Below are 18,930 nucleotides of genomic sequence, written 5' to 3'. Positions count from 1 at the left end.
TTGCCGCCAAGGTCCGGTTACCGGGTTACGCAGATCAGGGCCTGTGCCGGGCACGCTTTGCGTGACACCGTCCTCGCACAGAGGGCCGTTCGACAGAAAGCGCTCAAAAGCGTCATCATTGGGGCTCCATGTGAAGATAGCCGTCGCGCAGGAATATCTGCACCGGCTTCTTCAGCACGTCGTTCCCGAAATCCTCGCTGACGCGGTACAGCCCGGCCACCGAGACGACCTCGGCCTCCAGGCTGTGGCAGAAGATGCGCGCGTTGGTGTCGCCGGACACGCCGGCCAGCGCCCGGCCGCGCAGCGCGCCGTAGACGTGGATGTTGCCGTCGGCCACCACCTCCGCGCCGGGGGAGACCGGGGCGGTGATGACCAGATCCGTCTTCTCGGCGTAAATCTGTTGGCCGGAGCGCACCGGCTCGGTCACCAGCAGCGCCGGGCGGTAGACCGGCTCGGGCGGCGGGGCCGGGATCGCGGCGGCGCCGGCCTGCGGGTCGGCGGGGGGCGCCGCGGACTCGAGCTTGGCGGCGCGGCCGGCGGGCATCGGGGTCAGCCCGGCGGCGAGCGCCCCCTCGTGGACCGCGCGCGGCCCGCCCCGGAAGCCGACCGGCAGCAGGTACAGCGCGCGCAGGTTGGTCACCAGGGCGGCGATGTCGAAGCGCGGGGTGTCCTCCGTCAGCTCCTCGAAATCGAGGACGACGGGGGCGTTGCGGAAGAAATTGGGCGCCTGCCGGACCTTCACGGCGAGCTGGGTGAAGAAGTCCGGCGACGCCGGATCATTCACCTTCAGCACCATCATGGTGAAGGAATTGCCCCGCAACTGGAACGGACCGTCCCGATCGGCACCCTGCCTGGCGCTGCTCACCGCTGCCATCCTGCTTGTGTTCCTGCCGAATCCGTGTCGTCCGCATGTCTGGGGCCATCGGCCAGGCACCAGGGCGGAAGGGTCAACCACCCGGGTTCTAGCGGCGCGGACCCCATCCGTTCAAGCCTTTCCCGGCGCCGATGGAGTGACAACCGCCGGACACACGCGCCTTGGGCCGGAACAGGGGGTCCCCGTCCGGGCTGGAGGTCCATGTGTTGCGTCAGCGGAAGGTCTCACTACAAAGTATGGTAATGGAACTGGATTCGCCGGGCAAAGGGTTTTGCAGGGATATGCCCTTTTCGCGCTGCGGCATCTTTCCCTCTCCACAGTGCCCGCAAAGATGGTTTGCAAGCCTTCAACACACCTTCCCGTCGCGGCGGCGGCGGGTTCCCTCCGCCTCTGGCGGTAGTCCGTCGCCGCTGCGCTCCCACCTGCGACTCATCCACAACATCTTGTGTGAATCTTTTGCGATGCCCGCAATTCCGCCTGACCTTCGTCGCCGCGCGCCCTATGTTTGTGATGTGAGGTTCCTATTCTGACGAAGAGGTTCCGCTTGCACCCTGCTTCGTTCCCAAGCGTCCGAATGTCGCCGGCACCCCATGACGGGCGCAGCCGACGGGACGCACGCCTCGCACCGGCAAGCCAGACTCCGGCCATCCTGTTGCACAGCAGCATCGACGACCTCCCCCTTGCGGGAGGTTTTTTTGTGCCCGGAGCCGCCGCCCACCAACGTGACGTTAGGAGAGCGATATGGCCAAACGCCAGACCAAAGGCAGCGCCGTTTCAGCGTCCGAGTCGACGGTCCACCCACTGTTCCCCGCCGCCGGCTGGGACCCCGTGGGCGGCGCCGACCGCCGCGACCAGAGCTATCTCCGCAAGGTCAAGCCCCAGAGCCCCAACCAGAAGAGGCTGATGGAGGCGATCAAGGACCATAACCTCGTTGTGGCGCTCGGCCCCGCCGGCACCGGCAAGACCTATCTGGCGATCTCCTCCGCGGTGGAGGCGCTGGAGGAGGGCAAGGTCGACCGCATCGTCCTGTCCCGCCCAGCCATCGAGGCGGGCGAAAGCATCGGCTACCTGCCGGGCGACATGCACGAGAAGATGGCCCCCTTCCTGCGCCCGCTCTACGACGCGCTGAGCGAGCGGCTGGGCGCCAAGCGCCTGCGTGCCCTGATGGCCGACGGCACCATCGAGATCGCGCCCGTCGGCTTCATGCGCGGGCGCACCCTGAACAACGCCTTCGTGGTGATCGACGAGGCGCAGAACTGCACCTACGCCCAGATCAAGATGCTGCTGACCCGGCTGGGCTGGCACTCCACCATGGTTCTGACCGGCGACCCCGACCAGACGGACCTGCTGGACAACCTGTCGGGTCTGGCCGACATCGCCCGCCGGCTGGAGGCGGTGGAGGGCATCGCCGTCGTCCGGCTGAGCGACACCGACATCGTCCGCCATCCCCTGGTCGCCAGCATGCTGACCGTGCTCTGAAGCCGTCGGCAAACGAAGAGCGTCGACGCGCACCCACCCTTTCCAATTTGCAACTGCGGGAGGCCTTCGGGCCTCCCCTTTCTGTTTCAGGGCGCCGCACCCTTTCTCTTTCAAGCCATTGGATGGCGGGCCGCGACCTTTTCTCACCCTGGGTTGATCCGTCTTGACGACGATCAGATGCGCGGAGCAAAAGTAACAAAAAATTTAGCAGAATTTTCGGACGGTCGCCGAACCGTCCGGGACCGGCGCCGGTGCGCCGGACATAAAGAAGATTCCGGAGGAACGTCAGGTGTTCGAGCGCATCAGCATCAAGGGAAAAATCTCCGTCATCCTCGGCGTCGCGGCCGCCGGGCTCGCCCTGATCGCCGCCGTCAGCCTGTTCGGCCTGCGCGCGGAGATGATGAAGGACCGCCAGGACAAGACCCGCAGCGTGGTGGAGGTCGCCCACAGCCTCGTCGCCCATTACGAGGAGATGGAGCGCAAGGGCACCCTGACCCGCGACGCCGCCCAGGCGGCGGCCAAGGACGCGCTGCGCCGGCTGCGCTACGCCGGATCGGAGTATTTCTTCGTCATCGACCGCGCGCAGCGCATGATCATGCACCCCATCCGACCCGAGATGGACGGGCAGGACCAGTCGCGCTCCGCCGACCCGAACGGCAAGCTGCTGTTCGTCGAGATGACCCGCGTCGGCGTCGCGGCGGAGGGCGGCTTCGTCGACTATCTGTGGCCGAAGCCCGGCCAGGCGGAGCCGGTGCCGAAGATCTCCTACGTGCGCGGTTTCGAGCCCTGGGGCTGGCTGATCGGGTCGGGCATCTATGTGGACGACGTGGCCGCCGCCTTCCGCGAGGCCGCCCTGTTCCTCGGCGGGCTGGGGCTGCTGATCGCCCTGGCGGCGACGGGCATCGCGCTGCTGGTCAGCCGGGCCATCGTCCGCCCGCTGCACGCCATGACCGGGGTGATGCAGACGCTGGCCGGCGGCGACACGGCGGTGACGGTGTCCGGCACCCGGCGCGGCGACGAGATCGGCGTCATGGCCCGCACCCTGGAGATCTTCCGCAACAACCAGATCGACCTGCAGCTCCACTGGGAGCGCCAGCAGGTGGAGCACCGCGTGACCGGGCAGCGCGCCCGCGCCCTGGAGCGGCTGACGGAGCGGTTCGACGCCACGGTCACCGCCATGGTCGGCGCGGTCGGGCGGGCGGTGCAGGCGCTGGAGAACACGGCGCGCTCGCTGTCCGACACCGCCGACCGCAACATGCGCGAGGCGGCGTCGGTCGCCGGGGCGTCGCAGCAGGCGTCGGTGAACGTGCAGACCGTCGCCGCCGCCGCCGAGGAGCTGAGCAGCGCCATCGCCGAGATCGGCACCCAGGTCGCCACCTCATCGCACATCTCCATGCAGGCGGTCACCGCCTCCCGCCAGGCCAGCGAGCGCATCGACGGGCTGGGCCACGCCGCGCAGAAGATCAACGAGGTCGCCGACCTCATCACCAGCATCGCCAACCAGACCAACCTGCTGGCGCTGAACGCCACCATCGAGGCCGCGCGGGCCGGCGAGATGGGCAAGGGCTTCGCCGTGGTGGCGGGCGAGGTGAAGAATCTCGCCGGCCAGACCGCCAAGGCGACGGAGGAGATCGCCGCCCAGATCGGCGAGGTGCAGCAGGCCTCGCAGGGGGCCGTCACCGCCATCCGCGAGATCGCCGGGATCATCGCCCGCAGCGACGAGATCGGCACCTCCATCGCCGCCGCGGTCCAGCAGCAGGGTGCGGCGACCGGCGAGATCGCCCGCAGCGCGGGAGAGGCGGCGCAGGGGACGCGGCAGGTCTCCACCAGCATCGACGAGGTGTCGTCCTCGGCCCTGGAGACGGAGAAGGCCGCCAACGGCCTGCTCGACGCCGCGGAGAGCCTCGCGCAGCAGGCCGGGTCCCTGCGCGCCCTGGTCGACGCCTTCCTGGTCAACGTGGCGGCGATCAACAGCGCGGAGCTGGCCACCCTCTTCGCGCCCGCCGGGGAGGACATCTTCATGCCGTGGAGCGACACGCTGGCCGTCGGGCAGGAGGACATCGACAACGACCACATGATCCTGGTGGCGCTGATCAACCGGGCGGCCCGGCGCATCCGGGGCGGCGAAGTGCCGCAGGCCATCGGGTCGGCCATCGACCAGCTCGTCGCCTACACGGTCCTGCATTTCGAGGAGGAGGAGCGGGTGATGCAGCGGTCGGGCTATCCCGACTTCGTCCAGCACAAGGCGCAGCACGACGCCCTGCGCAAGCGGGTGGCCGAGCTGAAGCAGCGCTTCGCGGCCGGGGAGGCGCGGGTCGGCGACGACCTGCTGGCGCTGTTCCGCGACTGGCTGACCGGCCACATCCAGCGCTTCGACAAGAGGATCGGCAACCATCTCGCCCGTCCGGGAGAGCCGACGCGCAAGGCCGCGTGAGGAACGGGAAACGAGGCGGGGTTTGCGATGGAGATGAGATGTTAGCCGATGCCCTCGTGGAGATCGCTGCCCAACTGCTGGCCAAGGCCACGGTCGACTTCGTCGTTTGGAAGCCCCGCCTGGCCTGGCTGCTCCTCGCCCTGGTGCCGGGCGGCCTCGCCGCCGCCGCGGTCTATGCCGCCACCGGCACCCTGACCGGCACTACGCTCTTCCTGATCGCGCTGGCGGCGGCGCCCGCGGCGCTGGCTTTGCGCTGGGCGGCGCGGCGCCTCTGGTGACGGCCGGACGCTGCCGCCTTGGGCAGATTGTCCTCTTGACCTGGGCGGTGCGCCGCCCCATTCCAGACGGTCATGAAAGCCCGACTCATCCGCATCGCCGCCGCCTCCGCCGTGGGGCTCGTGATCGCCGCCGGCATCGCCTGGTGGCAGGTCCAGAACGCCTCCAGCACGGTGCAGAGCAGCGTGCCCATCGGTGGCCCCTTCACCCTGACCGACCAGGACGGCAAGACGGTCACCGACGCCGACTACCGCGGCAAGTACCTGCTGATCTATTTCGGCTACACCTACTGCCCCGACGTCTGCCCGACGGAACTCGGCACGATGGCCCGCGCCATGGATCTGCTCGGCGTGCAGGCGGACAAGGTGCAGCCGATGTTCATCTCCGTCGATCCGGAGCGCGACACGGTGGCGCATCTGAAGGACTATGTGGGGCTGTTCCACCCCAATCTGGTCGGGCTGACCGGGACGCCGGAGCAGGTCAAGGCGGCGGCCAAGGCCTACCGGGTCTATTATGCCAAGGCGCCGCAGGAGGGCGGAAAACCGGAGGATTACTTGATGGATCACTCCAGTTTTCTTTACCTGATGGGCCCCGACGGGCGCTTCCTCGGGGTGTATCCGGCCGGCACCACCGCCGACCGCGTGGCACAGGATCTGGGCAGCCGCATTGCCGGCTGACGGAAAACATGAGCGGAGCCGCGCCCCTTGACCCGGTAATACCAAGGTTTCAGCGCGGTTTTGTTGGGTTTTCAAGCACTTGTATTAAGGGTTTTGCGACTTGACAGGGTTGTGCCCTGTCCGTATGGTCTCGCCGCTTTCGCGTGGCTGCGAGACAACGGGGACAACGAAGCGACATGAGCGACGAAAAGCCCCCGCCGTCTCTGGCAGAGCTTGACGCCCGACTGAAGAAGGCGCGTGAAGGGAAGGAATCGCAGAGCGGTCCGGGGAAATATCACCGGCTGCCGCAGAGTCCTCTCGGCATCGCCTTCCGAATCGGGACCGAGCTGGTCGCTGCCATGATCGTTGGCGTCGGTGGCGGGCTCCTGCTCGACCGCTGGCTCGGAACGGCGCCCTGGGGATTGATCGTCATGTTCTTCCTCGGCGCGGCGGCCGGAATTCTGAATGTCTACCGGGCCATCACCGGGCTCGGATTAGCCCCCGGCTACCGCCGGGCCCGTGAGGATGACAACGAGCGTCCCGACGGCGACGCACACTGAGCGAGGACGACCTTGGATCCGCTGCACCAGTTCCAGATCAACCCGATCCTCCAGATCGTGATCGCCGGGTATGACGTGTCCTTCACGAACTCGGCCTTCTTCATGGTCGTGGCGGTCGCGCTGATCTACGCGCTGCTCGTCTTCGGCATGTCTGGCCGCGCCCTGGTTCCGGGCCGCCTGCAGTCCCTGGCCGAGATCTTTTACGAATTCGTCGCGAACATGGTTCGGGACAACGCCGGGCACGACGCCCGCCCCTACTTCCCGTTCGTCTTCGCGATCTTCATGTTCGTGCTGTTCGGCAACCTCGTCGGCATGATCCCGTTCACCTTCACCTTCACCAGCCACATCATCGTGACCTTCACGCTGGCGGCGACGGTGTTCGTGTTCGTGACCGTCCTGGCCCTGATGAAGCACGGCCTGCATTTCTTCAGCTTCTTCATGCCGCACGGCGCGCCGGTGCTGCTCGCCCCGATCCTCATCCCGATCGAGGTGATCTCCTACCTGATGCGCCCCGTCAGCCTGTCGATCCGACTGTTCGCCAACATGATGGCCGGTCACACCATGCTGAAGGTGTTCGCGGGCTTCACGGTTATGATGATCAGCGGCCTGGGCGCCGTCGGCTTCCTCGCCGGCCTCGTCCCGCTGGCCATCAACATCGCGCTGACCGGCTTCGAGTTCCTGGTCGCGTTCCTGCAAGCCTACGTCTTCTCGATCCTGACCTGCCTGTACATCCGCGACGCGCTGGAACTGCACTGAGCACCAGCGCCGACCCGGATCATCTCGTTACCTTTTCCACCACAGTTCACCCTTACCTAGAGGAATGAGTACCATGGAAGCTGAAGCCGCCAAGTACGTCGGTGCCGGTCTGGCCGTTATCGCCCTCGCCGGCGTCGGCCTGGGTATCGGCAACATCTTCTCGACCCTGATCGGTTCGATCGCCCGCAACCCGGCCGTCCAGCCGAAGGTCTTCCCGATCGGCATTCTGGGCTTCGCGCTGACGGAAGCCGTCGCGCTGTTCGCCCTGCTGATCGCCTTCCTGATCCTGTTCGCCTAAGGCCCGAGCGAACTTTCAATTTCGCTCTGACGCGGCGCCGGGCTCTCGAAGTTTCGGCGCCGCATTCTTGCCTAGGGGGACCGATCCATGCCGAACCTGTTGGCCAAGCGACGGCTGGTCCGCTGGTCGGGTGCTGCGGGCGCCTCGCTCGCCACTCTGACCGTGCTTGCCGGTAACGTCCTGGCGGCGACGGCGGAGCACGCGCCGGAAGCCGCCCATGGCGGCGAGCATGCCGCCGGCGGCCTGCCGCAGCTCAATCCCGCCACCTTCCCCACCCAGATCTTCTGGCTGGCGCTGACCTTCATCACCCTCTACTACCTCCTGTCCAAGAAAGCGCTGCCGCGCGTGGCCGAGGTTCTGGAGGAGCGCCAGGAGCGCATTTCGCGCGACCTGAGCAAGGCCGCTTCGCTCAAGGAAGAGGCCGAGGCCGCCATGGCCCAGGTCGATCAGTCCCTCGCCGGGGCCCGTTCCGAAGCCCAGGCCCTGATCGCCCAGGTCGCCGCCGAGATCGACGCGAACAACCACGCCCGCCAGGCCCAGTTGAACGCCGAGAACGCCGAGCGTCTGCGCAGCGCCGAGGCGAACATCGCCGCGGCCAAGGAGCAGGCGATCGCCAACGTCCGCTCCATCTCCGCCGACATTGCCCGTGACGTCGCCGGCCGTCTGGCCGGGCTGAACGTCGACGCGGCCCAGGCCGATGCGGCGGTCGCCGCCGTGATCGAGGAGCGCCGGTCATGAACACGCCCGAAATGTGGGTCGCCATCGCCTTCATCATCTTCGCCGCGCTGGTGTGGAAGAAGGCGGCCGGCGCGATCACCGGCCTTCTCGACGCCCGCGCCGAGAAGATCCGGGCGGAGCTGGACGAGGCCCAGCGCCTGCGTGAAGACGCCCAGGCGCTGCTCGCCAACTACCAGCGCCGTCAGCGCGACGCGCTGAAGGAGGCCGAGGCCATCATCGCCCACGCCCGCGAGGAGGCCGACCGCCTCCGCTCGCAGGCCGGCGCCGACCTCGAAGCGTCGCTGAAGCGCCGCGAGGCCCAGGCCATGGACCGCATCGCCCAGGCGGAAGCCGGGGCGCTGGCCGAGGTCCGCAACCTGACCGTCGACATCGCCATGGACGCCAGCCGCCGCATCTTGGAAACCGGCATCCAGCCGGCCCAGGCGGACAAGCTGATCGACCAGTCGATCGCCGAGCTGCCGAAGCACCTGCACTGAGATCGTTGCTCCACCGGCAACGGTCTTTCGAAAAACCCCGGCCTTGGCGCCGGGGTTTTTCTTTGGTCGAATGGTCCGGCAACCCGGAGCCCCTTCCATGACCACGACCCAGCCGGCCACCGCCCTGCCCTCTTCCGCCTTCCCCAGCGTCTTCGTCTCCCATGGCGCCCCCACCCTGATCATCGAGGATTCGCCGGGCCGCCATTTCCTGGCCGGTCTGGGCAAGCGGCTGGGCCGCCCGAGCGCGGTGATCGCGGTGTCGGCGCATTGGACGACCCGCGGTCCGGCGATCAGCGGCGCCACGCAGCCGGATACCATCCATGACTTCTACGGCTTCCCCCGCGCCCTCTACGCGATGCGCTACGCCGCCCCCGGCGCCCCGGCGTTGGCCGACCGCGTGCGGGCGCTGACCGGCGCCGCGGTGGACCCCGGCCAGGGCCTCGACCACGGTGCCTGGGTGCCGATGATGCTGATGTACCCGGAGGCCGACATCCCGGTCACCCAGCTCTCCGTCCAGCCCGGCGCCACCGCCGCCGACCACATCGCGCTGGGCCGCGCCCTGGCGCCCCTGCGGAAAGAGGGCGTGCTGATCCTGGGCAGCGGCGGCGCCGTCCACAACCTCGGCGATTTCCGCTTCGGCCAGAGCGATGTCGCCGGCTGGGCTGAGGATTTCGCCGGCTGGCTCGACGGGGTGTTGACGGCGGGCGACGAGGCGTCGCTGGCCGGCTGGAAGGCGCTCTGCCCGCAGGCCAAGGCGGCGCATCCCACCGACGAGCATTTCCTGCCCCTGCCCGTGGCCTTCGGCGCCGCCGGCAGCGCGGTGCGGACGGAGCGGCTCCACACCGGGTTCGAGCATGGCAGCATCGGCATGCAAGCCTACGCCTTCCACGGAACGGTCTGAGACGAAGCCAGAGATGTTCAAAGGGAAGATGTTTAAAGGGGGCTGAACCTTACGCACTTGTCTGTTTGCGCCGTTGCCGCGCCAAGCTACAATCCGCGCCACCCGTCCGTGCACACGGAGGGGTTTCTGACAACGTCGGGCTTTTCCCGCCCGCAACCTTCGGCCGGATCTCGTGGCTTACCAACGACAGCGCGTACGGGACGTGGCGTGAAGCGGAACGGAACCCTGCCCCGGTCCGGCGACACTCCCTCCCCCCTCGGTGCCCCGGCCCACGCCACGCGCTCCCTTCCGGGGCTCGGCCTCCTGCGCCGCCTGGACGAGCTGACGCTCGCCGCGCGCGTCGGGCTGGGCTTCGGCGTGGTCCTAGCTCTGGTCCTTCTGCTGGCGCTGATCGGCGTGGCCTCGCTCTACGGGGTCAGCCGCGATGTCGGCACTTTCTCCGGCTACGCCGACGCCTCCCAGACCGCCGCCGACCTGGACATCGGGCTGCGCGACCTGGAGGTCTCCGTCCGCGATCATCTGGCCGAGGGCGACCAGCAGAGCCTGCTCGACGCCGGGCTGCGCCGCGACGGCCTGCTGGAACGGCTGACCGCCCTGGCCGGAATGGCCAGCGGCGAGGCCGACCGCCGCTCGGTGGAGGGTGCGCGCAAGGCGCTGGACGCCTATTGGAGCGGATTCGAGGCGCTGGTCGCCCTGCGCGGCGAGCGCGCCCGCCTGACCGAGTCGGTGCTGGAGCCGCAGATTTCCCAGATCCGCGCCGGGCTGGGCCGGCTGAAGGACGCGGGCGGCGTCGATTCGGCGGCGCTGGCCGGCGACGCGACCGTGGCCATCCTGATGATGCAGGACCATCTCGGCCGCTACGTGGCGTGGCGCGACGACCGCGACTCGCTGCGCATGCGTGCCGAATTGGGCAACGCCCGCGCCAAGCTGGCGGAGATGAACCGCTACCTCTGGGTCCCTGGCACCCGCCAGACCATCGACGAGGTGGAGGCGGCTCTCGCCGGCATCGACGGGGTGCTCGACGGCATCGAAGCCTCCCTGGCCGACGAGGACGAACTGCGCGCCGAGCGGCTGACACCCAATGCCGCCGCCGTCGCCGCCCGCGCGGCGGAGATCCGCCAGCGCAACGACGCCGTCGCGGCGGAACTGCGCGGCGGTCTGGCCGACCAGTCCTGGCGCACGCTGCGCATCGCCCTGTGGGCGGCGCTGGCGGTGACGCTGGCGGGGCTGGCGATGGTCTGGTTCGTCAACCGCCGGGTCGCGCGCCCGGTCGCCGGCATGGCCGCCGCGGTGACCTCGCTCGCCGCCGGGCGGACCGACATCGCCCTGCCGCCGGACGACGGGGCGGACGAGGTGGCCGCCATGGCCCGCGCCGTCCGCGTCCTGCGCGACAACACCGCGGAGATGGAGCGTCAGCGCCAGGAGGCCGCCGACCGGCACGGCCAGCTGCTGCGCGACAAGGAGCGCGCCGACGCCGCCAACGAGGCGAAGACCCATTTCCTGGTCAACATCGGCCAGGAGCTTCACGCCCCGCTCAACGAGATCGTCGCCTCCAGCCAGTCGCTGATGGGCGAACTGCACCGGCTGGGCGCCGGGGAGCTGGCGACCGACATCGAGCAGATCCAGTGGACCGGCGAGCAGATGCTGACCCTGGTCGATGCGATCCTCGACTATGCCCGGATCGAGGCCGGCAACATGGACGTCGTGCTTCAGGATTTCGACGTGCACCGGCTGCTGATCGAGGCGCGGGAGCGCACGCTGCCCGCCGCCGACCTCAACGGCAACGAGGTGACGCTCCAGGCCGAGGCCGCGGCGCTCGGCCAGATGTATTCGGATTTCGGCAAGGTCCGGCAGGCGCTTCTCAACCTGCTCGACAACGCCTGCAAGTTCACCCAGGGCGGCACCGTCCTGCTGGCCGCCGAGCGGGTCGAGCGCGACGGTGAGCCCTGGCTGCGCTTCACCGTGACCGACAGCGGCAGCGGCTTCGCCACCAGCCAGACCGCCCGGCTGTTCCAGCCCTTCGTCCAGGGCGGCAGCGGCGCCAAGCGGCGCGGCGCCGGGCTCGGCCTGACCCTGGTCGGCCATTACGCCGCCATGCTCGGCGGCGACATCGAGGTGGCGAGCGAGCCCGGTCAGGGCACCCGCGTCACGGTGGCCCTGCCCGCCTACTACCAGCCCCCGGCGGAGGAACGCCCGCTCCAGGTCGGCACCGCCGGGACGGCCAAGCGCCCGCTGGTCACCGTCGCCCCCTTGCGCCCCGTCGCCCAGCTGGCCTCCTGACGCCGGGAGTCGTTGGCCGTCAGGCCTCGCGCGGGCGGGCGGTGTCCTCCGGCGCGGCGTCCTCGTCGGGCGGCAGGCCGTACTTCATGCGGCGCATCTTCTCGGCGACGCGCGCGATCTCGTCGGGGGGCAGGATCACCGGCTCGCCCAACAGATGGGCGTGGAGATATTGGCGGGCCAGCGTCTCCACCTCCACCGCCAGGGCCAGCGCGCCCTTCGGCGTCTTGCCGAGCACGATCATGCCGTGGTTGGCCAGCAGGCAGGCCAGCCGCCCGTCCAGCGCCGCCACGGCGTGGTCTGACAGCTCCTGCGAACCGAAGGTGGCGTAGGGGGCGCAGCGGATCGAATCGCCGCCGGCCAGCGCCACCATGTAATGGAAGCTGGGGATGTCCCGGCCATGGACGGCCAGCGCCGTGGCGAAGGTCGAATGGGTGTGCAGCACCACGTCCACGTCGGACCGCGCCTTCAGGATGTCGCGGTGGAAGCGCCATTCCGACGAAGGCCGCCGCCGGCCCACATAGGTTCCGTCGAAGCCCATCTCCACGATGTCCTCGGGCGCCGTCTCGTCGTAAGGCAGGCTGCTCGGCGTGATGAGGAAGCCGCCCTCCACCCGCACCGACAGGTTGCCCGACGAGCCCTGGTTGATGCCCGCCCCGTTCATGGCGAGGCAGGTGTCGATGATGGCGCGGCGCTGCGCCGGGTGGGTCAGGCTGGTCATGGGCGGTTGTCTCGCTTGTGAAACAGTGCGCGCCTCCCGTACCCCTCTCCCGTCCCGGGAGAGGGAGGGACCCGCCGCAACGCGGCGGGAGGGTGAGGGTACAGCCAAGGAACTGCGCCTGGATTCTTGATTTTACCCTCACCCGGCCCTTCGGGCCACCCTCTCCCGGGCCGGAAGAGGGGATCATGGACGCTCCGCGTCCGCCTTGCTCGTCAGGTCCCAATGGCGGACCACCGCGTCGTAGCCGGCGGACAGGGCGCCCTGCCCGTCCGGGATGAAGGCGACCGCCAGGACCGGCTTCTCATGGCCGCGGAAGGAGGCGAGCTGCCGCCCGGTGGCGGTGTCCCACAGCCGGACGCGTCGGTCGCCTCCCCCACCGGACAGCAGGGTCCTGCCATCGGGCGAGACGGCGACGGAGGTGACGAAGCCCGTATGCCCGTAGAGCGTGCGCAGGAGCGTGCCGGCTTCCAGGTCCCACAGCCGCACCGTCTCGTCGCTCGACGCCGTGGCAGCCAGCCGTCCGTCGGGGGACAAGGCCAGACCGTTCACGCTGCCCTCATGCCCTTCCAGAACGGCCCTCTCCCGCCCGCTTGCGGCGTCCCAGACGCGGATCTGGAAGTCGTAGCCGGCGGAAACCAGCCCCCCGCCGTCCGGGGTGTAGGCCACGGCGTTGACGTTGGCGCCATGCCCCTCCAGCACCCGCAGCGCGGCGGCGCTCTCCGGGTCCCAGACGCGGATGGCGAAGTCCCAGCCCGCGGAGGCGAAGCGGCGGCCGTCCGGCGCCACCGCCAGACCGGCGACGGTGCCGGTGTGGCCTTCGAAGCGGCGCAGCGGGCGTCCGCTCTCCAGGTCCCAGAGGATGATGGCGGCGTCGCGGCTGCCGGTCAGGGCGCGCTTGCCGTCCGGCAGGAAGGCGACGGCGGTGACGCCGGCGGCGTGTTCGTGGAAGGAGGCGCGTTGGGAACCGGACGCGAGGTCCCAGAGGATGGCCGAATAGTCCCAGCTCCCCGTCAGGACGCGGGCGCCGTCAGGCGACACGGCGACGGCGTTGACCATGGCGCCGTGGCCGATCAGGTCGGCGGCGCGGGACAGCAGGGGAACGGTCAGAGCGGGCGCGGCGGCGGCGAGCGCGAGCAGCCGGCGGCGAGCGTGGCACGGCGGGTTCCCCGGATGACGGCCATTCCCCATGCCCGAACCACCTCCCGGAAAGGAAAAGACCGGCGGCCTCGCAGCCACCGGTCAGGGGGTAACAGGTGTCCGCGCTAAGTGTCCTTAGCGCCCGGCGTTCTTAGCGCCCGGCGTTCTTAGCGCCAAGTATGCCCGCGGGCGACCGCGGGGTTGTTGGAGGTCCGGTTCGGCTCGTAGCTGCCGCCCTGGGGCAGGCTGTAGCCCGCCGCGTGGTGGCGGAAGGGCGGAAGCGCGAGGCCGGTCGCCGCGTCCACGGTCAGGGTGTTGACCATGAAGGCGGCGTTGCCGGCGGTCCCCGGCATCATGGCGGCGACCTTGTAGACGGCGGTGCCGTCTTCCAGCGCCGCCTCGGTCACGCGCAGGACCTGCACGTTGTAGGTCTGCTCGACGATCCGCTTCACCTCGTCCGCCGGCTTGGCCGCCGGAGAAGTCTGGGCGGAGGCCGGAGCGGCGAGCGCCCCGGCCAGCAGCAGGCCGATCAGGAAAGAACGCATGGATGGGATCCTCACTCGGCGGGAGCGCGGTGGCGGCCGTGGTGATGGCCCCCATGACGGCCGGGGGTCTCGCCCGTCACCTCCTGAACCCACAGCGAATGGTGCTCGCGCGCCCATTGGAGTTCGACGTCGCCCGTGCCCATGGCGTCGAAGGCGCCTTCCATGCCGACCGAGCCGATGTAGATGTGGGCGATGATGACCGCGGTCAGCACCACCGCCACCGCGGCGTGGATCAGCTGGTAGAGCTGCATGTCGGCCATCGAGGCGAAGGAGAAGGGCCACAGGAGCTGCACGCCCGTGAAGCCCAGCGCCGCACCGCCCAGCACCGTCGCCCAGAAGATCACCTTCTGGCCGGCGTTGAACTTCTTCGCCGCCGGATGCACGCCCTTGCTGAACAGGCCGCCGGCCTTCAGCGCCCAGGTGATGTCGTTGCGCTCCGGGATGTTGTGCTTCACCCACATCACGAAGATGAGGAGGATGCCCAGCATGAAGGCGAAGCCCAGGTAGTTGTGGGCGAACTTGCCGTACTGGGTCATCGTGGCGAACGCCTCCGGCCCCAGCAGCGGCAGGACGGTGTAGCGCCCGTACAGCACGTTCAGCCCGGTGAAGGCCAGGATGACGAAGCTGCCGGCGGTCAGCCAGTGCACGCCCCGTTCGAAGGCGTTGAAGCGCTGGATGGTCCGGCCGGTCTTCTGGCCGTCGATCCGGATGCGCCCGCGCACCAGGAAGAACAGGACGAGCAGCCCGATCATGCCGCCCAGCACCCAGCCGCCGTAGGTGGACAGCGGGCCGTTGCGGACCGAGCGCCACAGCTCCCCTTCCGACTGCACCAGCACGCCGGCGCTCTTGTTGGGGATGGAGACATAGCCCTGCTCGCCGGAGCGGACCCCGCGCCACATGTCGACCTTGGAGGTGCCGTCGGCCGGCTGGCTGGCGACCGGCGGGAACGCCTCCGCCGCCGCAGCGGAGGAGACGTTGGCCATGACCAGGGTCAGCGCCAGCATGGCGACGCCCAGCAGCACGATGTGCAGCGTCCTGCCGACCCCGCCCTTGGAATGATTCGACGTCATTGCGTCAGCCCTTCCCTTGAGAACCGCGCCAATCAGAAGCGCTGGCCGGCCGAGCGCTGCTGGAGCGCCTGGACCTGATCCGCGGACAAATGGCTGTCCGCGGCGCCGCGGTAGACGCCCTTTTCCAGATGGATCGGGCGCGCCTGCTCCTCCTCGTTGCACCCCGCCAGAAGCGGGGTGACGAGGAGAAGCGCCATCGCACAGACGGTGCGGCGGATCACGGTCACGACCCCGCCTTCATCTGATAGGCGGTGCCCCAGCCCCAGGCGCCGGACCCGAAGCCGCGGGCGACCACGCGCTCGCGGTAGATGTCCGACACCTTGTCGCCGTCACCGGCCAGCAGGGCCTTGGTCGAGCACATCTCGGCACAGAGCGGCAGCTTGCCTTCGGCCAGACGGTTGCGGCCGTACTTCTTGTACTCCGCGTCCGTGTTGTCGGCCTCCGGGCCGCCGGCGCAGAAGGTGCACTTGTCCATCTTGCCGCGGGTGCCGAAGTTCCCGGCCTGCGGGTACTGCGGGGCGCCGAACGGGCAGGCGTAGAAGCAGTAGCCGCAGCCGATGCACAGGTCCTTGTTGTGCAGGACCACGCCCTGCTCGGTCTGGTAGAAGCAGTCGACCGGGCAGACGGCCTTGCAGGGCGCGTCGGAGCAATGCATGCAGGCGACCGAGATCGACCGCTCACCCGGCTTGCCGTCGTTGATGGTGACGACGCGGCGGCGGTTGATGCCCCAGGGCACCTCGTGCTCGTTCTTGCAGGCGGTGACGCAGGCGTTGCATTCGATGCAGCGGTCCGCGTCGCAGAGGAATTTCATGCGGGCCATGGTGATGAACTCCTAGCGTCTCAGGCCGCCGAGATACGGCAGAGGGTGGTCTTGGTTTCCTGCATCTGCGTGACCGAGTCGTAGCCGTAGGTCGTGGCGGTGTTCGCCGCCTCGCCCAGCACGACCGGGTCGGCGCCCTGCGGGTACTTGGAGCGCAGATCCTGGCCCTGGTAATGGCCGCCGAAGTGGAACGGCATGAAGGCGACGCCGCGGCCGACACGCTCGGTCAGCATGGCCTTGACCTTCACCTTGCCCTTTTCCGCACCCTCGACCCAGACCATCTGGCCGTCCTTGATGCCGGCGTTGTTGGCATCGAACGGGTTGATCTCGACGAACATGTCCTGCTGCAGCTCGGCCAGCCAGGGGTTCGACCGGGTCTCGTCGCCGCCGCCCTCATACTCGACCAGACGGCCGGAGGTGAGGATGATCGGGTACTCCTTCGACACGTCGCGGTCCTGGATGGACTTGTAGAGCGTCGGCAGGCGCCAGGACTTGGTGTCCTTGTAGGTCGGGTACTCGGCGACCAGATCGCGGCGCGGCGTGTAGAGCGGCTCGCGGTGCACCGGCACCGGGTCCGGGAAGTTCCAGGCGACGCAGCGGGCCTTGGCGTTGCCCGGCGGGTTCAGGCCGTGCTTGATCGCCACGCGCTGGATGCCGCCCGACAGGTCGGTGGTCCAGGACACCGCGCCGATCTTCTCGCCGCCGATCTTCTTGATGACGGCCATCTCGGCCTCGGTCAGCTCCCCGGTCCAGCCCAGCTTGTCGAGCATGGCGTAGGTGACTTCCGGGTAGCCGTCCTTGATCTCCGACCCGACCGGGTAGGAGCCCTCGGCGAGCAGCGTCGCGCCGTTGCGCTCGACGCCGAAGCGCGCGCGGAAGGCGCCGCCGCCCTCGGCCACCGGCAGGGAGGTGTCGTAGAGGTTGGCGGTGCCCGGATGCTTCATCTCCGGCGTGCCCCAGCAGGGCCACGGCAGGCCGTAATAGTCGCCGTCGCACGGGCCGCCGTTGGCGCGCAGCGTGGTCTTGTCGAAGGTCGCCTGATGCTGCATGTGCAGCTTCAGCCGCTCCGGCGACTGGCCGGTGTAGCCGACCGACCACATGCCGCGGTTCCATTCCCGCGTCGTGTCCTCGATGTCCGGCTCGTTGCCGTGGAGCTTGATGTTCTTGAACATCGGCTCGGCAAAGCCGAACTTCTTGGCGAACAGATACATGATCTCATGGTCCGTCTTCGCCTCGAAGAGCGGCTCCATGATCTTGTCGCACCACTGGACCGAGCGGTTGGACGCGGTGCGCGACCCGACGGTCTCGAACTGCGTGGCGGCGGGCAGCAGGTAGAAGTTGTCCTTGCGGTCGGACAGGACGGCGGTCATCGTCGGGAACGGATCGACGACGACCAGCAGCTCCAGCTTCTCCATCGCCTTCTTCATGTCCGGAAGGCGGACCTGGCTGTTCGGCGCGTGACCCCAGAAGACCATGCCCTTGATGCTCTCGGGCTGGTCCATGTTCTCCTTGGCTTCCAGGACGCCGTCGAACCAGCGGGACACCGGGATGCCGGTGGCCTCCATCAGCTTCTTGTCCTTGAAGCGGGCCAGAAGCTCGTCATAGGAGACGTCCCAGACGCGCGCCCAGTGGCGCCACGCGCCCTCCGCCAGGCCGTAGTAGCCGGGCAGCGAGTCCGAGGTGACGCCGAAGTCGGTGGCGCCCTGCACGTTGTCGTGGCCGCGGAAGATGTTGGTGCCGCCGCCCGTCACGCCGACGTTGCCCAGCGCCAGCTGGAGCACGCAGTAGGCGCGGGTGTTGTTGTTGCCGATGTGGTGCTGCGTGCCGCCCATGCACCAGACGAGCGTGCCCGGGCGGTTGGAGGCCAGCGTGCGGGCGACGCGCTTGAGCTGCGAGCCCGGAACGCCGGTGACCTTCTCGACCTCTTCCGGGGTCCACTTGGCGACCTCGGCGCGGATCTCGTCCATGCCGTAGACGCGCTTGGCGATGTACTCCTTGTCCTCCCAGCCATTCTCGAAGATGTGCCAGAGGATGCCCCAGATCAGACCGACATCGGTGCCGGGACGGAAGCGGATGTACTCGTCGGCCTTGGCCGCGGTGCGGGTGAAGCGCGGATCGGCGACGATCAGCGGGGCGTTGTTCTGCTCCTTGCCCTTCAGGACGTGGAGCATGGAGACCGGGTGGGCCTCCGCGGCGTTGGAGCCGATGAAGAACATCGCGCGCGACTTCTGGATGTCGTTGTACGAGTTCGTCATGGCGCCATAGCCCCACACGTTCGCCACGCCGGCGACGGTGGTGGAATGACAGATGCGGGCCTGATGGTCGACGTTGTTCGTGCCCCAGAAGGCGGCGAACTTGCGGATCAGGTAGGCCTGCTCGTTGCTGTGCTTGGCCGAGCCGAGCCAGAAGACCGAATCCGGGCCGGACTTCTCGCGGATCGCCAGCAGCTTGTCGCCGACCTCCTGGATGGCCTGGTCCCAGGATATCCGGGTCCACTTGCCGTCCACCATCTTCATCGGGTAGCGCAGGCGGCGGTCGCCGTGGGCGTGCTCGCGCACAGCCGCACCCTTGGCGCAATGGGCGCCCAGGTTGATCGGGCTGTCGAAGCTCGGCTCCTGGCCGATCCACACGCCGTTCTGGACCTCGGCGGTGACCGTGCAGCCGACCGAGCAGTGGGTGCAGACGTTCTTGACCAGCTTGACCGGCGCGCCCGCGGCGGGGGCGGCGGTCACCGCCTCGGCCTTCTTCACCATGCCGAAGGGCATGGCGGCGGCGATGGCCGCGCCACCGGCGGCGATGCCCGAGGTGCGGAGGAACGAACGACGGTCGACGGTGTTGCCGGTCAAGCCGGAAACCATCTTCGCGAGCGAACGGCCGCCGGAAGCAGCCGCCTTCTTCTTTGTCAGCATGTG

19 protein-coding genes are annotated in these 18,930 nt (G+C 68.8%); 11 read left to right on the top strand and 8 right to left on the bottom strand.

From position 1 onward, the window contains the following. Positions 1-115 precede the first annotated feature (115 nt). Positions 116-874, bottom strand: a complete 759-nt coding sequence (gene minC / locus D3869_RS11270; RefSeq protein WP_247895626.1) for a septum site-determining protein MinC — start codon at positions 872-874, stop codon at positions 116-118. A 741-nt stretch (positions 875-1,615) separates the two neighbouring features. Between minC and D3869_RS11265 the strand changes: the two genes are divergently transcribed. From D3869_RS11265 to D3869_RS11215, 11 genes are all read left to right on the top strand, one after another. Next, positions 1,616-2,353 carry a PhoH family protein gene (locus tag D3869_RS11265; protein ID WP_137140118.1) on the top strand — a complete coding sequence of 246 codons (738 nt, stop codon included), beginning with the start codon at positions 1,616-1,618 and terminating at the stop codon, positions 2,351-2,353. 289 nt (positions 2,354-2,642) lie between these two features. Then, entirely contained in the window at positions 2,643-4,787 is a 2,145-nt protein-coding gene (locus D3869_RS11260; RefSeq protein ID WP_137140117.1) for a bacteriohemerythrin, read from the top strand. 38 nt (positions 4,788-4,825) lie between these two features. Then, positions 4,826-5,065, top strand: coding sequence for a hypothetical protein (locus D3869_RS11255; RefSeq protein ID WP_137140116.1), 240 nt, complete (start codon positions 4,826-4,828; stop codon positions 5,063-5,065). A gap of 72 nt (positions 5,066-5,137) precedes the next feature. Further along, positions 5,138-5,740, top strand: a complete 603-nt coding sequence (locus tag D3869_RS11250; RefSeq protein ID WP_137140115.1) for an SCO family protein — start codon at positions 5,138-5,140, stop codon at positions 5,738-5,740. Positions 5,741-5,916: 176 nt separating this feature from the next. Further along, entirely contained in the window at positions 5,917-6,279 is a 363-nt protein-coding gene (locus D3869_RS11245; RefSeq protein WP_137140114.1) for an AtpZ/AtpI family protein, read from the top strand. 12 nt (positions 6,280-6,291) lie between these two features. Further along, positions 6,292-7,035 (top strand): F0F1 ATP synthase subunit A, encoded by a 744-nt coding sequence (locus tag D3869_RS11240; protein ID WP_014239728.1) that lies wholly within the window; start codon positions 6,292-6,294, stop codon positions 7,033-7,035. 73 nt (positions 7,036-7,108) lie between these two features. Next, positions 7,109-7,333 carry an ATP synthase subunit C family protein gene (locus D3869_RS11235; RefSeq protein WP_014239727.1) on the top strand — a complete coding sequence of 75 codons (225 nt, stop codon included), beginning with the start codon at positions 7,109-7,111 and terminating at the stop codon, positions 7,331-7,333. 87 nt (positions 7,334-7,420) lie between these two features. Next, positions 7,421-8,071 (top strand): ATPase, encoded by a 651-nt coding sequence (locus tag D3869_RS11230; protein WP_051140136.1) that lies wholly within the window; start codon positions 7,421-7,423, stop codon positions 8,069-8,071. Further along, on the top strand, positions 8,068-8,547 hold the full coding sequence (locus D3869_RS11225) for an ATP synthase subunit B (RefSeq protein WP_041810942.1): 480 nt from the start codon (positions 8,068-8,070) through the stop codon (positions 8,545-8,547). Before D3869_RS11230 ends, D3869_RS11225 begins: the two co-directional genes overlap by 4 nt. Positions 8,548-8,644: 97 nt before the next feature. Continuing rightward, entirely contained in the window at positions 8,645-9,448 is an 804-nt protein-coding gene (locus tag D3869_RS11220; protein WP_137140113.1) for a DODA-type extradiol aromatic ring-opening family dioxygenase, read from the top strand. Between the two features lie 207 nt (positions 9,449-9,655). Then, positions 9,656-11,728, top strand: coding sequence for a sensor histidine kinase (locus D3869_RS11215; RefSeq protein WP_137140112.1), 2,073 nt, complete (start codon positions 9,656-9,658; stop codon positions 11,726-11,728). Positions 11,729-11,747: 19 nt separating this feature from the next. Here the strand turns inward: D3869_RS11215 and D3869_RS11210 are convergent, their stop codons facing one another. The 7 genes from D3869_RS11210 to D3869_RS11180 form a co-directional block, all read right to left on the bottom strand. Next, entirely contained in the window at positions 11,748-12,446 is a 699-nt protein-coding gene (locus D3869_RS11210) for a class II aldolase/adducin family protein (protein ID WP_137140111.1), read from the bottom strand. Between the two features lie 183 nt (positions 12,447-12,629). Next, the gene (locus D3869_RS11205) at positions 12,630-13,634 is read right to left on the bottom strand and encodes a WD40 repeat domain-containing protein (protein ID WP_137140110.1); all 1,005 of its coding nucleotides are present in this window, start codon (positions 13,632-13,634) and stop codon (positions 12,630-12,632) included. A 116-nt stretch (positions 13,635-13,750) separates the two neighbouring features. Next, on the bottom strand, positions 13,751-14,128 hold the full coding sequence (locus D3869_RS11200) for a hypothetical protein (RefSeq protein ID WP_137140109.1): 378 nt from the start codon (positions 14,126-14,128) through the stop codon (positions 13,751-13,753). An 11-nt stretch (positions 14,129-14,139) separates the two neighbouring features. Next, positions 14,140-15,198 carry a formate dehydrogenase subunit gamma gene (locus D3869_RS11195; RefSeq protein WP_137115814.1) on the bottom strand — a complete coding sequence of 353 codons (1,059 nt, stop codon included), beginning with the start codon at positions 15,196-15,198 and terminating at the stop codon, positions 14,140-14,142. A gap of 32 nt (positions 15,199-15,230) precedes the next feature. After that, the gene (locus D3869_RS11190; RefSeq protein ID WP_137115813.1) at positions 15,231-15,425 is read right to left on the bottom strand and encodes a hypothetical protein; all 195 of its coding nucleotides are present in this window, start codon (positions 15,423-15,425) and stop codon (positions 15,231-15,233) included. After that, the gene (gene fdh3B / locus D3869_RS11185) at positions 15,422-16,018 is read right to left on the bottom strand and encodes a formate dehydrogenase FDH3 subunit beta (RefSeq protein ID WP_014239715.1); all 597 of its coding nucleotides are present in this window, start codon (positions 16,016-16,018) and stop codon (positions 15,422-15,424) included. Before fdh3B ends, D3869_RS11190 begins: the two co-directional genes overlap by 4 nt. A gap of 20 nt (positions 16,019-16,038) precedes the next feature. Further along, positions 16,039-18,927 carry a formate dehydrogenase subunit alpha gene (locus D3869_RS11180; RefSeq protein ID WP_137140108.1) on the bottom strand — a complete coding sequence of 963 codons (2,889 nt, stop codon included), beginning with the start codon at positions 18,925-18,927 and terminating at the stop codon, positions 16,039-16,041. Between the last annotated feature and the right edge of the window lie 3 nt (positions 18,928-18,930).

The sequence above is a fragment of the Azospirillum brasilense genome, from assembly GCF_005222205.1.
GTDB lineage: Bacteria > Pseudomonadota > Alphaproteobacteria > Azospirillales > Azospirillaceae > Azospirillum > Azospirillum brasilense_G.
The sequence above is the reverse complement of the archived record's forward strand: the minus strand, read 5'-3'. Positions and strand labels throughout refer to the sequence as shown.